The organism is Myxacorys chilensis, from assembly GCF_059505265.1.
Map to the genome: position 1 here is coordinate 1 of NZ_JCACKG010000090.1, position 14,349 is coordinate 14,349.

General features: G+C 48.0%; 14 protein-coding genes and 1 pseudogene. 12 read left to right on the top strand and 3 right to left on the bottom strand.

The window, feature by feature from the left end; all coding sequences use genetic code 11:
* Positions 1-54: 54 nt before the first annotated feature.
* Together AC5JLB_RS05680 and AC5JLB_RS05685 are read left to right on the top strand one after the other, a co-directional pair.
* Positions 55-300: pseudogene (locus tag AC5JLB_RS05680) on the top strand (transposase); the annotation flags it as partial.
* Between the two features lie 224 nt (positions 301-524).
* A complete protein-coding gene (locus AC5JLB_RS05685; protein ID WP_495872888.1) occupies positions 525-731 on the top strand; it encodes an alpha/beta hydrolase in 207 nt (68 codons plus the stop codon).
* A 74-nt stretch (positions 732-805) separates the two neighbouring features.
* Here AC5JLB_RS05685 and AC5JLB_RS05690 read toward each other — a convergent pair whose 3' ends face one another.
* Positions 806-1,663 carry an aldo/keto reductase gene (locus AC5JLB_RS05690; RefSeq protein ID WP_495872876.1) on the bottom strand — a complete coding sequence of 286 codons (858 nt, stop codon included), beginning with the start codon at positions 1,661-1,663 and terminating at the stop codon, positions 806-808.
* A 519-nt stretch (positions 1,664-2,182) separates the two neighbouring features.
* Here AC5JLB_RS05690 and AC5JLB_RS05695 point away from each other — a divergent pair.
* From AC5JLB_RS05695 to AC5JLB_RS05715, 5 genes are all read left to right on the top strand, one after another.
* Positions 2,183-3,076 (top strand): pirin family protein, encoded by an 894-nt coding sequence (locus tag AC5JLB_RS05695; protein WP_495872877.1) that lies wholly within the window; start codon positions 2,183-2,185, stop codon positions 3,074-3,076.
* Positions 3,077-3,136: 60 nt separating this feature from the next.
* Positions 3,137-3,871, top strand: a complete 735-nt coding sequence (pepE, locus tag AC5JLB_RS05700; RefSeq protein ID WP_495872878.1) for a dipeptidase PepE — start codon at positions 3,137-3,139, stop codon at positions 3,869-3,871.
* 374 nt (positions 3,872-4,245) lie between these two features.
* A complete protein-coding gene (locus tag AC5JLB_RS05705; protein WP_495872879.1) occupies positions 4,246-4,512 on the top strand; it encodes a hypothetical protein in 267 nt (88 codons plus the stop codon).
* A gap of 289 nt (positions 4,513-4,801) precedes the next feature.
* Positions 4,802-5,710, top strand: coding sequence for an EamA family transporter RarD (rarD, locus tag AC5JLB_RS05710; RefSeq protein ID WP_495872880.1), 909 nt, complete (start codon positions 4,802-4,804; stop codon positions 5,708-5,710).
* Positions 5,711-5,798: 88 nt separating this feature from the next.
* Positions 5,799-6,701 carry a YihY/virulence factor BrkB family protein gene (locus AC5JLB_RS05715; RefSeq protein ID WP_495872881.1) on the top strand — a complete coding sequence of 301 codons (903 nt, stop codon included), beginning with the start codon at positions 5,799-5,801 and terminating at the stop codon, positions 6,699-6,701.
* A 217-nt stretch (positions 6,702-6,918) separates the two neighbouring features.
* On the opposite strand, the gene AC5JLB_RS05720 is transcribed toward AC5JLB_RS05715, so the two are convergent.
* Entirely contained in the window at positions 6,919-7,278 is a 360-nt protein-coding gene (locus AC5JLB_RS05720) for a hypothetical protein (RefSeq protein WP_495872882.1), read from the bottom strand.
* Between the two features lie 559 nt (positions 7,279-7,837).
* Here AC5JLB_RS05720 and AC5JLB_RS05725 point away from each other — a divergent pair.
* Positions 7,838-9,145: a tetratricopeptide repeat protein gene (locus AC5JLB_RS05725; protein WP_495872883.1), complete on the top strand. Its 1,308-nt coding sequence runs from the start codon at positions 7,838-7,840 to the stop codon at positions 9,143-9,145.
* On the opposite strand, the gene AC5JLB_RS05730 is transcribed toward AC5JLB_RS05725, so the two are convergent.
* Positions 9,132-9,890 (bottom strand): phosphate/phosphite/phosphonate ABC transporter substrate-binding protein, encoded by a 759-nt coding sequence (locus AC5JLB_RS05730; RefSeq protein ID WP_495872884.1) that lies wholly within the window; start codon positions 9,888-9,890, stop codon positions 9,132-9,134. The genes AC5JLB_RS05725 and AC5JLB_RS05730 overlap by 14 nt on opposite strands.
* A 450-nt stretch (positions 9,891-10,340) precedes the next feature.
* On the opposite strand from AC5JLB_RS05730, the gene AC5JLB_RS05735 reads away from it, so the two are divergent.
* The 4 genes from AC5JLB_RS05735 to AC5JLB_RS05750 all read left to right on the top strand — a co-directional run bounded on the left by AC5JLB_RS05735 (position 10,341) and on the right by AC5JLB_RS05750 (position 14,330).
* Positions 10,341-11,051 (top strand): 2OG-Fe dioxygenase family protein, encoded by a 711-nt coding sequence (locus tag AC5JLB_RS05735; RefSeq protein WP_495872885.1) that lies wholly within the window; start codon positions 10,341-10,343, stop codon positions 11,049-11,051.
* A gap of 151 nt (positions 11,052-11,202) precedes the next feature.
* Positions 11,203-12,570: a cysteine desulfurase-like protein gene (locus AC5JLB_RS05740; RefSeq protein ID WP_495872886.1), complete on the top strand. Its 1,368-nt coding sequence runs from the start codon at positions 11,203-11,205 to the stop codon at positions 12,568-12,570.
* A 48-nt stretch (positions 12,571-12,618) separates the two neighbouring features.
* A complete protein-coding gene (locus AC5JLB_RS05745) occupies positions 12,619-13,593 on the top strand; it encodes an NAD-dependent epimerase/dehydratase family protein (protein WP_495872887.1) in 975 nt (324 codons plus the stop codon).
* A complete protein-coding gene (locus tag AC5JLB_RS05750; protein ID WP_495872889.1) occupies positions 13,593-14,330 on the top strand; it encodes an aminotransferase class I/II-fold pyridoxal phosphate-dependent enzyme in 738 nt (245 codons plus the stop codon). Before AC5JLB_RS05745 ends, AC5JLB_RS05750 begins: the two co-directional genes overlap by 1 nt.
* Positions 14,331-14,349: the final 19 nt, after the last annotated feature.

Below are 14,349 nucleotides of genomic sequence, written 5' to 3' on the forward strand. Positions count from 1 at the left end.
TTTGAGTTTGGATTATCGATCTAGGCACTAACAACAGATCTATAGCACTACCGTGGCTTTTCGGGCGAAGACTTTCTGCATTCGGTGATGGATACCTTTCGCTTGATTCTGCAAGTCGTGTTGCGTCCGCAATCCGCACAGGGATTTGTCCTGCTCCTCAAACGCTGGACTGTGGAACGCACCTATGGCGGGTTGCATTGGTGCCGTCGTCTCAATCTCGATTACGAGCGCTTACCTGCTTCCTCAGAAGCCTTCATCTACATTGCGATGATTCGACTCATGCTACGCAGACTAGCGTGAGCTTTTGTTACCCTCTCCGTATTTCCAAACATCCTCTAAGATCAAACCACTCAAGTTATTTGAATCAAAGAACGTTGAAGAATCTTACGGTCCGTTCTTCGGCTTTAACCGTTCGGGTGCTAATGTCTCGCAGGGCGTGATCGACTGGTTCTGGTTTCAGGGAATGCAGGCGGGACATAAGAACGCATTTGACTGCATCAAAGCCTTCTCTGAGATAGATTTCACTGAAGACCTTCAAAAAATTCGATGTGCCGACGCTGATTGTTCATGGCGATGATGACCAGATCGTGCCGATCGGTGCCGCCGCGATCGCCGCTGCAAAACTGGTGAAGCAGGCCACCCTGAAGATCTATCCAGGCGCACCTCACGGTTTAACCGATACGCACAAGGAACAGCTCAACACTGATCTTCTATCGTTTCTCAAAGACTGAGACCGGACGCTGATGTGAACCATCAAATCAAAGGTATGAACCTGGATGTAAGTAAGCATCGTGGAGCAACCCAACTACAGCATCTCTAGAGGTTGCGATCGCGCAGGCGGCGGAAATGCTTCATCCAATGCAGCCAAATCCGCTTGACTCAACGTAATATCCAACGCAGCGTAGTTCTCTTGGATGCGATCGCGCCGACTCGATTTTGGAATTACCACGACATTCTCTTGATGCAAGAGCCACGCGATCGCGACCTGAGCAGGAGTAAGGTGTAATCGAGAGGCAGTTCCTTCAGAGTTGTGCTTGGCGCTAATCGCACCCAATGCTTTGTTCTGCAATAATCGACCTTGCTCGATCGGAGAATACGCCATTACAGGAAAGCCTTGCTGCCGACACCACGGCAACACATCCCACTCAATTCCACGTCGGCTGAGATTGTACAAAACTTGATCGGTTGCGGTGAGGTTGTGGTCGAACTGGCGAGCCTCTACTAAATCGTCTTGGTCAAAATTGCTCACGCCAAAGTCGCGAATCTTTCCAGATTGTCGAAGCTCGAGTAAGGCTTCAAAGGTTTCTGAGAGCGGGACAGAACCGCGCCAGTGTAGCAGGTAAAGATCCAAGTAATCGGTTTTGAGGCGTTTGAGGCTGCGATCGCACGCTTGAATCGTTCCGCGTCGCGTCGCATTGTGTGGGTAAACTTTGCTGACCAAGAAGAGGCGCGATCGCTGCCCTTTGATCGCCTCTGCCACAACCTCTTCTGCTCCACCTTCACCATACATTTCGGCAGTGTCGATCAGCGTCATGCCCAAGTCGATCCCAAATTTCAAGGCATCGATTTCTTGAGAGCGCTGTTTCGTGTGTGTTCCCATACCCCACGTTCCCTGACCGAGAACGGGCATTGTTGCGCCAGATGGAAGAGGGAGCGATCGCATAGTTTATCTCCAAATTGCACCTGAGCTAACGGTAGAACGAGTAGCCATCCGCTACCTCTAACTCTTGCAGGATTTGCTTGGCTCTTGCTGGGGAGCTTGATGTTAAATTGCGCCAGTTTTAACTTGGAAACAGGTGTCGAGCCGGAAGCAGGCGAGGCAGCAGCTATGAATTGAGTCGAGATGAATAAGATGAAGCCACAGCTTAGTAGAGACGCTCAGCGGCAAGTCGGGTGTGTTTTTAGACGCCTGGGGTGGCCTCAATCACTATCACTCCAGTATCAGCATAGTCAAGCCAGGAATTTTTTTGACTTTTTTTTAGGATAATATTCAGGGGGTTCGCTACTTAAGCTAGGAAAATGTCTCTCTGACTTCGGTTAACTCATCCCAAAATTCTCTTCGTACTTTGAATTAGCCCTCACAATTTTCCTTCCTAAGCTCGTAGTCAACAGTGCCTCTGATGTGGGAATTTATCATTTGAAGATAACTGTCTAAACTGCCCTCTCATTTAACTGAACTCTAATGGATAGTATTCAGCATCTCATTGAACCGCATGTCCAAGATCTAGGAGGATTCCAAGCTCGTCGGCTCCTTCCCTCAGATATGTTGACCTTGGTCGGTCCCTTCATCTTTTTTGATCATCTCGGTCCTGCCGTGTTTCCACCAGGCAAAGGTGTAGATGTCAGACCGCACCCACATATTAATTTAGCCACAGTGACCTACCTGTTTGAAGGCGCGTTGCTGCATCGAGACAGTGTGGGCAGCAATCAGGAAATTCGTCCGGGTGCTGTGAACTGGATGACGGCAGGACGAGGGATTGTCCATTCTGAGCGCACTCCTGACCATGAGCGTAGCAAAGAAGCTACACTGCACGGAATCCAGACCTGGGTAGCCCTTCCTGATGAGCATGAGGAAACAGAACCCTGGTTCCGGCATCATCCTGCCACTGATTTACCCGCTTGGGAAGAGGCGGGAGTAGCCATCACCCTAATTGCGGGAGAAGCATATGGTCGTCGGTCTCCGGTGCAGACCTTTTCACCCATGATTTATCTGGATGTACAGTTGTCTGCTGGCGCGCACCTTACCTTACCGGGCGACTACCGAGAACAAGCTGTTTACAGCGTGACCGAAGGACTACGGATCAACGATGCTCCTCTTGAGCAGCATCGGTTAGCGGTTCTGGAATCAGGTGCATCGGTAGACATTTCTGCCGATCGCTCGGCTCGTTGTATTGTGGTCGGAGGTGAGCCTGTGGGAGAGCGGCACAAGTGGTGGAATTTTGTCTCCAGTCGCCTAGAACGCATTGAGCAAGCGAAGCGGGATTGGCAGGAAGGGCGGTTCGGGCAGGTTCCTCAAGAAACAGAATTTATACCATTGCCTGAGGAACCGAATCGCAAACGAGAACAGCCGCTATAGGACGACTGAGTGCCACTCATCCGATCGCTTAACTGAATCGAACACCGAAAAGGAGAAGAAATGTCCCATAATCTGCTCCTACTCAGTAACTCCAAGATTCACGGAAAGGGTTACTTGGAGCACGCAATGGATGCGATCGCAGAGTTTCTGGACGGATGCCGCGTCCTCCACTTTGTTCCCTATGCCCAATCTGAGTATGAGGCGTATACACAACGTGTTCGCACTGCGCTGCAACCCTTGGGCGTTGAAGTCATTGGCTTAAACGCCGTGTCAAATCCACGGGAAGTTGTGGAAGAGGCCGAGGTGCTATTTGTAGGAGGTGGCAACACGTTTCGTCTCCTCAGAAGTGTGCAACAGTTGGGTCTTGTGGAATTAGTCCGGCAGCGAGTATTGGCGGGGGAGTTGTCTTACATGGGTTCCAGCGCTGGAACCAACCATGCGTGTCCCACTATCCGTACCACGAATGACATGCCGATTGTGCAGCCGGTCTCTTTTGAAGCATTTGGGTTAGTTCCGTTTCAGATCAACCCGCATTATCAAGATGCAGATCCGCGCTCTACTCATATGGGCGAGACCCGCGAGGAGCGCATCCGCCAGTTCCTTGAAGAAAATGATGTGCCAGTGCTAGCGATGCGGGAAGGCGCGTGGCTTCGCTGTCGAGGGAGTAAGTTAACCCTCCAAGGGCAAACCGGGGCACTCCTCTTTCAGCGAGGAACCAAGCCAACGCCTTATGAAGAAGAAGCCGACCTCTCATTTCTTCTCAACCTGCCCACTCAGTTCGACACTCCCTTGTAATGTTTGCAGTTGGCTATCAACTTGCCCAGCAGCACCACAGGCAGTACCGTAAAATCTCTTTTCCTCTCAAATTCGCCTCACTGCAAGACTGACGTTGAGGGGAATTGAAGCGATCAGTATGATTCGGAAAGATCAAGTAGAAGGAATTGAACACGCGAATCGTGTATCTCAAGATTCATCGAAGCAATCTTTAGGGCGAGTGCTTAATGCAATACGATTGACGCAGATCGTATGTCGCTAAAAGAAGAATTTCGACACAACCTTTCTACTTACACTTTGCAAGCTTAGGGACTTGATAAGAAATAGTATTCCGCTTTGGATCTCGGTATTGCGCTCCAGATGTAGTTTACTCATTGCGACTTTCGCTTCAGAATTTGACAACTCCGGAAGACAATCTGAGAACTCCGGAAGACAATTTGAGAACTCCTAAAGACAATCCGAGAACTCCCGAAGACAATTTGACAACTCCGGAAGACAATTTGACAACTCCGGAAGACAATTTGAGAACTCCCGAAGACAATCTGAGAACTCCTGAAGACAATCTGAGAACTCCGGAAGAGAACTTGAGAACTCCCGAAGACAATTTGACAACTCCCGAAGCCAATGGAAGACCTTTCAAAGAAGCATTAGCGACTGGGTGAAGCGAAACAACGTTCCTCATAGTAATGGGACACTATTTTCAAGCAACTCTCTTATGTCCTTTACTTAGAGCATTTGAGTATCATGTTCTACCAAAGGGATGGGGTAGAGAGGATGGCGATTTTACAATATAAGTTTTGTAAGCTCTAAAGCTTCATCCCAAAAGAATTTACAGGTGGATTTACATTCTTGCTAAGCATCTGTATTGCCTAGTTCAGCGGCAAATTGTGACTGGATGAGTGGAGAGCGCGATCGCTAAAATAGACTTCTGTTCATCATTCAGCATCTCCCTTGAAGCATTCTGTCGTTTCCGCCTCATCGCCTAGGTTGACTAGAATTGGCGCACTCTATGCTGTTTTAGCGTACACCGCTTGGGGGATTGTTCCACTGTACTGGAAGTTATTCGGACAAATTCCAGCCTTAGAAATCCTCAGCCACCGGATCATCTGGTCGATGGTCGTTCTAACTGTACTCCTTGTGCTTCAACAGCGTGGATCTGAGTTGCGTCAATTAGCACGCGATCCTAAAACGTTGAGTGCTTTACTAATGACAACCATTCTTATTTCCTTAAACTGGGGACTTTTCATCTACAGCATTACGATCAATCAGATTATTGAAGTGAGTCTGGGATACTACATCAATCCTCTGGTCAGTGTGATATTGGGAGCTGTGTTTCTCAAAGAGCGATTGAATCGGGGGCAAACGATCGCCGTGGTGCTGGCGGCAGTGGGAGTAACAAACTTTGTAGGGAATTTTGGTCAAATCCCTTGGATTGCGCTTGGTTTAGCCAGTTCGTTTGCGCTGTATGGTTTACTGCGTAAACTAATTCCGGTCACGCCACTGGTCGGCTTAACGGTAGAAACAGGCTTGGCAACTCCTGCCGCATTGATATTTGTTCAATCCTTAGCAAGCCAGGGAACAGGACATTTCGGGATAGATGGATGGCTAACCGCTTTGTTTGTCGGTTGTGGTGTAGTGACTTCATTTCCGCTGCTCTGGTTCAACAATGCCGCTAAACGGTTACGGCTCTCAACATTAGGTTTTTTTCAGTACCTTGCACCCAGTTTGCAGCTTTTGTTGGGCGTGTTCCTCTATCATGAGCCTTTCACTCTGACTCACACCGTCACCTTTACACTGATTTGGACAGCGCTTGTGATTTACTCAATAACTTCTTTGAGGACGGGGCAAGTGTCAACATAAGACTTAGACTCTTCTCAACGCAACCTGGACTCGCGCAACAAACTCGGATTCACGATCAAATGTTCAAGCACTTGCTTTGATTTCAACCGTGTCTAATCTAAACGCCCGTTTTTTTCGGTTTTTCAAATATCTCAACATTAGGGTGATATCAGAAGTGCTTCGCCGCAGCGGGCAGCATCGTTTATCTGGTCTATCCGCAGAAATTGCTTATAACGCTGTCTTTGCGCTGTTTCCAGCAATTCTGGTCGTTCTAACCGCGATCGGGCTGCTGAATATTCCAGACTCAGAATTTCGTCACTTCACTTATCAAGTGAGTGGTGTCATCCCCAATGAAGCAATGGCACTCATTCAAAAAGTTCTGCCGCAACTAAGCATCACCCGCAATCGAGGAATTTTTTCGCTCAGTTTCATGGCATCGATTTGGGTGTCCTCCAGTGTGCTAGGAGCGACAATGGCGGCGTTAGATCAAGTTCATCAAATCCCTCGCGATCGCGTTCGTCCCTTCTGGAAGGCAAAGCTAGTCTCGATCGGACTGAGTTTAGGAACCTTTCTATTGCTCGTCATCGCGTTGCTGGTCCTCTTTATCAGTGATGTGAGCGTCACGGTTGTAGCGCAGCGCAGCGGCACAATGGCTCCCAGCGTGTTTCGGTACTGGCATCTGCTGAGTCTACCGATCGCGCTAGGAATTGTCGCACTTTCCCTTGGTTTTATTTACCGTTTTGGAACGAGTCGCTGGCGCAAAGGAACCCCAATTATGCCGGGAGCAATTTTGGCAGCGCTTCTATGGGCGGTTCTCTCTGGGCTACTTCGGTTTTATGTTGCACGCTTTGGCCACTTTAACCAAACCTATAGCGCGATCGGGGCAGCCATCATCCTGCTGTTGTGGCTCTACCTCAGTGCATTCGCGATGTTATTAGGGAGTGAGTTAAATGTTGTGGTGGGAGACGCCATGCGACAAAAATCAAGGCAAAGGAAAGAGCTAGTGAAATAGACTTGTGGAGAAGGACAATCAAAGGCTGCGTCGCTAGAGTGCCATGTTAGATTTGGCACAAAGGATGTCAACTTATGTGGTGGATGAAGTGCATCACAACTAGCTAATCTAAGTACAGGACAAAAGGTACAGGACAAAAGTTTTTGTCCCGTACTTAGCCTCAATTCATACTTCTATTGTTCAACGCCCAGAATTTTATTGGATGACAGTTGAACCCTTATGAACCAGAGTTATTTTTAAATGCCTTCATGTTCGCATCTACAGCGTTCATGAAGCCCCGATTATTCACAATCGTCTTAGGTAATTGATTGGCTTTGATTGCTGCTTCAACCACATCTTGAGCAGTCAGCTTTCCTTGATTGCAGCCATCGGCAAAGGCTCCATACCCTCTCAGTCCTTGGTTACGAAAGTATCCTTGATACGCTAGAAAGACTACATCATATGGGGTCATAGACGGAATTGCAGAATTGGAACCTGCTGTAAGATTCGCGATCGTTGATTCTGAACGAGCCATTGGCACAGAAAACCCAACAAGCATGAGCAAGAGCGATCCAAGCGTGAGTATTCGATGATGCATTCATGTTCTCCTCATTCATTCCCTAAACAGCGTCGCACAACGTGATTAATAATCCCTCTACTCCGAATCGCTACTTTCGTTAGTTGACGGATTTCTGTAACTGATTTTAGAGCAGGAAGACGAGCAGAAAAAGCCGCCTCATTTGGAGGGTGGGGCTATGACTATGTGGAGAGCATCGGCGATCTCATCAATCAGGTCGTGGATCTGATCAGCACGCATCCCGACACAATCCACAAGAAGGCAGCCCTGGATAATCGACGGAGATTCTACTGCAGATTGGGTCTCGGTTGGATTTCTTGATCAACGCGGATGGCGATTTCCGCAACTTGTCTAGCCATCAGAGAAGTGTTAGCAAGCAAAAGCTCTGTAAAGATTTTTTGTGCGATCGATGCTTGTCTAAAGTCTCTTCTCAAGATAAGCCGCACAAGTTACCGAACTGCAAGTCTGACAATTTGTGGTTGTGTAACCAACTTTACTTGTCCATATTTACAGCGGTATGGCATACTCAGCGAAGTAATACGGTATCCCGATAGATTAACCGTTGTTTAGGAGGTTTCTTATGGTGACTGATTCTCAGGGGCTTACCATCAGCACAAATTCACACAGCGCACGGCAAAGTGGTTCTCCTGGGATAATCGACGGACTGAATCGATTCATCGATCAAGCTTTTTATTATGGCAATCAAGCCGAAAACGCAATTCTACAGGCACTGTCAGTAGATTCGACCTGTGCGATCGCTCAAGCTTATGCGGCGGCCTATTATCTATCTCAAGAAACCGCGATCGCTCGTCGTACTGCAATGTTGCACCTAAAAGCGGCTCACCGTTATGCAACGACGGCAACCGAACGAGAGCAATGGTACATCAACGCGATCGCAGCTTGGGCGCGAGGCGCAATTTCTGAAGCAATCGATTTACATGAAGCGATCGCAGAAGAATATCCAAGAGATCTGATTTCCGTTCAGCAAGGACAATACCACTACTTCTATCGAGGAGAAGCCAGCCGGTTGCTGAAGATTGCCGAGAAGGTACTGCCTGCAAATGTTGACACTCCTCATTTGCACTATTTGTATGGCATGATCGCGTTCGGATTGGAGCAGTGCGGCGAGTTGAACCAGGCGATGAATGTTGGACTACAAGCGATCGCATTAAATCGGTTTGATCCGTGGGCGCAACATGCGATTGCTCATGTTCTGGAAGAGCAGAATCGCCCAGAAGCAGGCATTATTTGGATGGAAAGCCATTCGGATACTTGGGAGCAATGCAATTCAATGCTATATACCCACAATTGGTGGCACATAGCACTCTATTATCTAGCGTTGGGAGATGTGGAAAAAGTGTTGGAACTGTATGATCAACACATTTGGGGGCGTGCTAACCCCTTCTCTTCCAAAGATCAAGTCGGCGCGATCGCAACATTACTGCGGTTGGAATTGCAGGGAGTGAATGTTGGTCAGCGTTGGAATACGTTAGTTCCATATCTTTATCCACGCTTGCACGAGCACGCTTTACCGTTCCAAGATCTGCACTATGTTTATGCTCTAGCCCGTGCAGAATGTACAGATTGGGTCAATGAATTGATGCAAAGTTTGACTCTTCATGCCTATCGAGTTCCAGCAGAGTCGCAATATGCTTGGCTTCATATAACGATTCCGAGCGCGAGAGGATTAATTGCTCATGCTCAGGCAGATTGGTCAACGGCGATCGCAGAAATACGTCCACGTTTGCCTAAATTGCATCGGATCGGCGGCAGCCATACCCAGCGCAAGTTATTCGAGCAAGTTTATCACCATGCGGTTTTGCAGAATGAGCAAGGCAAAAAACTGTATTCCCGCTGGCAGGCGATGTCCCACATCAAAGCTGGCTGAAGCGAGAGTTTGTCACGGCGTCATAAATTTTAGCGATCGCTGCGTAGTCTTCATTGTTAACACTTGCATATCGCTTCACGTTCATCTTTGCCATCGCAGCTTTTAGTTCTGTGTCGGGTTGAAGCAATGCCGCTTGAATCTGTCTAATCAAATCATTACCGAGATGTGCTGACACAACGATCGGTGGCATCGGACATGGATCACTCGATTCAATGGTTCGTACCTGGTGTGCTAGTTCAGGAAATACGCGGAATTCTTGTTCCAAAACCGTACTGTCGATCGCAGCACAATTTGCTTTACCCTCAATCACCCAACGAATCGATCGCTGATGAGAACCGGATTGAACTGCAGCTTTAAAGAAGCGAGTCGAACATTGTTCTTGCAGCAGGCGGTACCGAAGCAGGTAATAACCGCTATTCGAGCCAGGATCGTTATAGCAAACCGTTGAGCCTGCTAAATCCGAGAAGGTTTGAAATTGGCTTTCAGCTTGAACAATGACATCCGAGAAATAAATGGGATGATTTTGATAACGATCCGCTTGCATCACCGGAGCCGCGATCGCTCTCAATTGCTCAGGTGCTGTTCGACACTGTCGAATAAAGGGCAATCCACAGATAAACGCTAGATCAACATTATCTTCCTGCAACCGTAAATCGTTTATAGGGTCAAGATCACTGGATACAAACTGGGTTTCGCATTGCAGCACTCGACCTAGAAATAGAACGACTGATTGGTAGTATTCCATCCAATTAGGAGACAAGTAGGAAATTGCATTAAAAAGCACATTCGTATTCCTAAGTAAGAATGGAATTCATTCTAATCTCGCGTTAACCGATCGAGAAACAGAGATATCTTCTTTTTGCACTATAACCCAATACCCCCAGTAATTTAGACACACCAGTTAGAGATCGACAATCTCATCGAAATGTAATTACAATGATGATGTAGACGAATGCATCAAAACTTTTACTTCAGCACAGTATCTACATAATGTGTTGTCGATAAAGTTGCATTGTCGCATCTATCAACTCAACTGTTGTAGACGATTGCTACAAAACGTAATGCTTCTAACACAATAGTCTTTGATTAGAAGCAGCCAGAGTTTGGTGACTTTCACGTTTTTTCTGATTCAATACCTTGTTCAGAGACAATCGATTACTTGATCTGTTGGTGTTGATTTGAGTGAGGAAATCAGATGTTAAATTTATCTCAATTAGAAGAATTCATTAAGCCAGAGGCCAATTGTCTGGCTAGCTACGTGTTGGAGATGCTAACAGCGATTAAGGTCGATGAATTCAAACACTCATTTGAGCATCTTCCAGAAGATCCCTACTTAGAGGGCAACTACCGATTTAGGAGGCTCTCCCACTTCAAGATAGTTGGCGATCGCTTAATCAAGTTGCCTCATCGGTGCTTGTTTCAGAGCAGGCAACACAATCCACTGTTAGGAGACGTAGTTCGAGAGTATTCTGAGCTAGATGACGAATTAATTCAACTAGAAGATTTTCAACGATTAATTTGGGAATTTTTCCAGTTCTGCCAACCGTGTTCTACTTCTCAGGAGGTCGGAGTTCACCAGATTCGCACAACTGCATCCTCCCAAAAATCTGGTAATCCTGCACCAGAAGGAATTCATCGGGATGGTGTGGATATTGTCGGAATTTTCTCCGTCGATCGCAGCAACATTGGCGGCGGCGAAACCCATCTTTACAAGTCAAAAGATAAATCAAAAGACAGTGAGCCTCCAGCATTTAGCAAAGTATTAAATCCGGGGGAATTTCTCGTATTTAGAGATGCTCAATACTTTCACTACACTTCGCCAGTGAATGTGCTTGGAGCCGAGCAAGGAACTAGAGATGTTTTTGTTCTAACGTGTCCGGGGCTGTTTCCGCCGGATGAGAAGTGAGTGTTTTCAGAGGTAAGAGTTAGGAGACAAGAGGTAGCCAGCTACTAATTTCTACTGTTTGAACCCAGCGAGCCATTCTGGCTCCGATGTTTGAATTCCCCACAACACTCCGTCTTCTAGCCCTTGGCTCCTTCCCCAATAGGAGATTCCCATGACTGTTCTCGATCTGGGTTGGATTCGTGCCCAATTTCCTGCCCTGCGGCAAGAAATGAATGGGCATCCAGTTGTGTTTTTGGATGGGCCAGGTGGCACTCAAGTTCCGAGGCGGGTCGTTGACGCGATCGCAAACTACTTGATCACGTCAAATGCCAATCTGCATGGAGCCTTTGCCACCAGTGCGCGAACCGATGCGCTGGTAGAACGGGCACGATCGACGGTTGCCGATTTTTTAGGCTGCGATCGCGATGAGGTGGTGTTTGGGGCGAACATGACGACACTCACGTTTGCAATGAGTCGATCGATCGCGAAAGAATTGCGACCCGGTGATGAGATTGTGGTGACTAGTCTTGACCATGATGCCAATGTAGCGCCTTGGGTCGCCCTTCGAGAACGGGGTATCATTGTTCGCACGGTAAGCATTTGTGAGCATGACTGCACCCTGGACATGCTCGATCTGGCGCGTCAGATTACGAAGCGCACAAAATTAGTGGCGATCGGTTACGCCTCGAATGCAGTGGGCACGATCAATAAAGTCGCGAGCGTGGTTCGGTTAGCTCGTGCTGTGGGGGCATGGGTGTTTGTGGACGCGGTTCACTATGCGCCGCATGGATTGATCAATGTGCGGTCGCTAGATTGCGATTTTCTCGTTTGTTCCGCCTATAAGTTCTTCGGGCCGCATGTCGGCATTCTTTACGGCAAACGAGAACATTTGGTTCGGCTACAGCCTTACAAGCCCCGTCCTGCTTCTGAAGAAGTTCCATTTCGGTGGGAAACGGGAACTCAGAATTTTGAGGGACTCGCGGGAGTGGTGGCCGCGATCGAGTATTTAGCCCAGTTAGGTGAGCAAGCTTCATCTCAAGCTTCATCTATGGTCACGGAGCCTACGGTTACGGATATGGTCACGGAGCATACGGCCACAGATCGACGGAATGCTCTCGCCAGAGCAATGGTGACCATTCAAGAATATGAGCGATCGCTGTCTGAATATTTGATTCCTCATTTGCTAGAAATTCCTGGAGTCACCCTCTACGGCATTACCAATCCAGCGCAATTTGCTTGGCGCACACCTACGGTTGGAATTCGTGTTGCTGGTCATTCCCCCGCTGAACTAGCAAAGACATTAGGCGATCGCGGCATTTTCACCTGGAACGGGAACTTCTATGCGCTGAACCTGACTCAACGACTTGGAGTTGAGGAAAGTGGGGGCATGTTGCGAATCGGCTGCACTCACTACAACACCATTGAAGAACTTCAGCGTCTGCTGCACACGCTGCATGAGGTAGCAGTACGTCCGGTGAGAATTTTTAATCGCAATTTGATGTTCGAGGGGAGCCAAGAGCTAGGAAGCCAGATCTCTTGATTTCTGACTTCTCAGACAGCCATTACCGCCTCTAAAACTTGAATCAGTATGAATAAGATTTTAGTGACAGGATCGAGTGGTCAGTTGGGGAGTGACTTGGTAGTCGCCTTGCGACAGCACTATGGAATGTCCAATGTCATCGAGAGTGGTTGGAGAATCCCTTCACACAACCGTTCACTCATTTACGAGGTCTTAGATGTTACCGATCGAACACAGCTACAAAAGCTGATTGAACACTATCAAATCGATACAATCTACCATTTAGCAGGAGTCTTATCTGCCAAAGGAGAACAGCATCCCGATCGCTGTTGGGATGTCAATATCAACGGACTGCGGAATATTTTGGAGGTCGCAAAAGCTTTCAAGCTCCAAGTATTTTTTCCAAGTTCGATCGCCGTTTTTGGGCCGCACACCCCCAAACTCAACACACCTCAGATCACGGTTGAAGACCCTGCCACCCTCTACGGCATCACCAAAGTGGCTGGAGAATTGTTGTGTCACTATTACGCACAACGTCAAGTCGATGTCCGCAGCCTGCGATTGCCCGGAATTATCAGCTATAGCGCTCCTCCAGGCGGCGGCACAACTGACTTTGCGGTAGAAATTTTCCATGCTGCACTTCAAACGGGCACCTACACTTGCTTCGTCCGCCCAGAGACGCGCCTACCAATGATGTATATATCTGACGCCATTCGCGCCATTCTTGACATTATGCAAGCTGACGCCGCCGCAATCAAAATTCGCTCTAGCTACAACATCGCTGCTGTCAGCTTCTCAGTCGCAGAACTTGTTGCCGAAATTCAAAAACATCTGCCGCATTTTACTTGCGACTACGCTCCCGATTTTCGGCAAGCGATCGCGGATTCTTGGCCCTCGGTCATTGATGATTCTAAAGCACGAGCAGACTGGGGCTGGCAGCACCAGTATAATTTGGCGGCGATCGTGGAGGAAATGCTGGCAAAGGTGGACGTCAGAAGCGAGGAGCCAGGAGTTGAACGTCAAGAAATAGGAGCGTTGCGGTGATGGACAAAACAGCCATTTCCATTTTTCAATCTGTTTTAGATGAGATTCACCAATTGAACCTCACCAAAGAAGAACGAATTTTAATCACTCCGCAAGGTGCCGAAATTGTGGTTCAGGGCGATCGCACAGTTCTGAATTTCTGCGCCAATAACTACCTAGGGCTTGCCAATCATCCAGAGGTGCTTGCTGCCGCTCAAGCCGGAATCGCTCAATATGGCTTCGGTTTGGCATCGGGGCGTTTTATCTGTGGAACTCAAAGCATTCACAAGACGTTAGAAGCCAAGATTTCGGCATTTCTGGGTACAGAAGACACGATTCTATATACGTCTTGTTTTGATGCCAATGGTGGATTATTTGAAACGCTGCTAGATGCCGATTGTGCCGTAATCAGTGATGCGCTCAACCATGCCAGCATTATTGATGGAGTGCGTTTGTGCAAAGCGCAGCGGTATCGGTTCGCTCACAGCGACATGCAGGAGTTAGAACACTGTCTTCAAGCCGCACAATCAGCCAAAATCCGGTTGATTGCCACCGACGGGGTGTTTAGTATGGATGGTGACATTGCTAAACTAGCGCAAATTTGTGACCTAGCAGAAACGTATGATGCACTGGTTATGGTGGATGACAGCCATGCGACAGGAGTGTTGGGTGAGACGGGACGTGGCTCAGCCGAGCACTGTGGCGTGACCGGACGAGTAGATGGTAATGTCTCAGACATGTTGTTTGGGTCTAAATGACTAGTCCAAAGGCGATTCG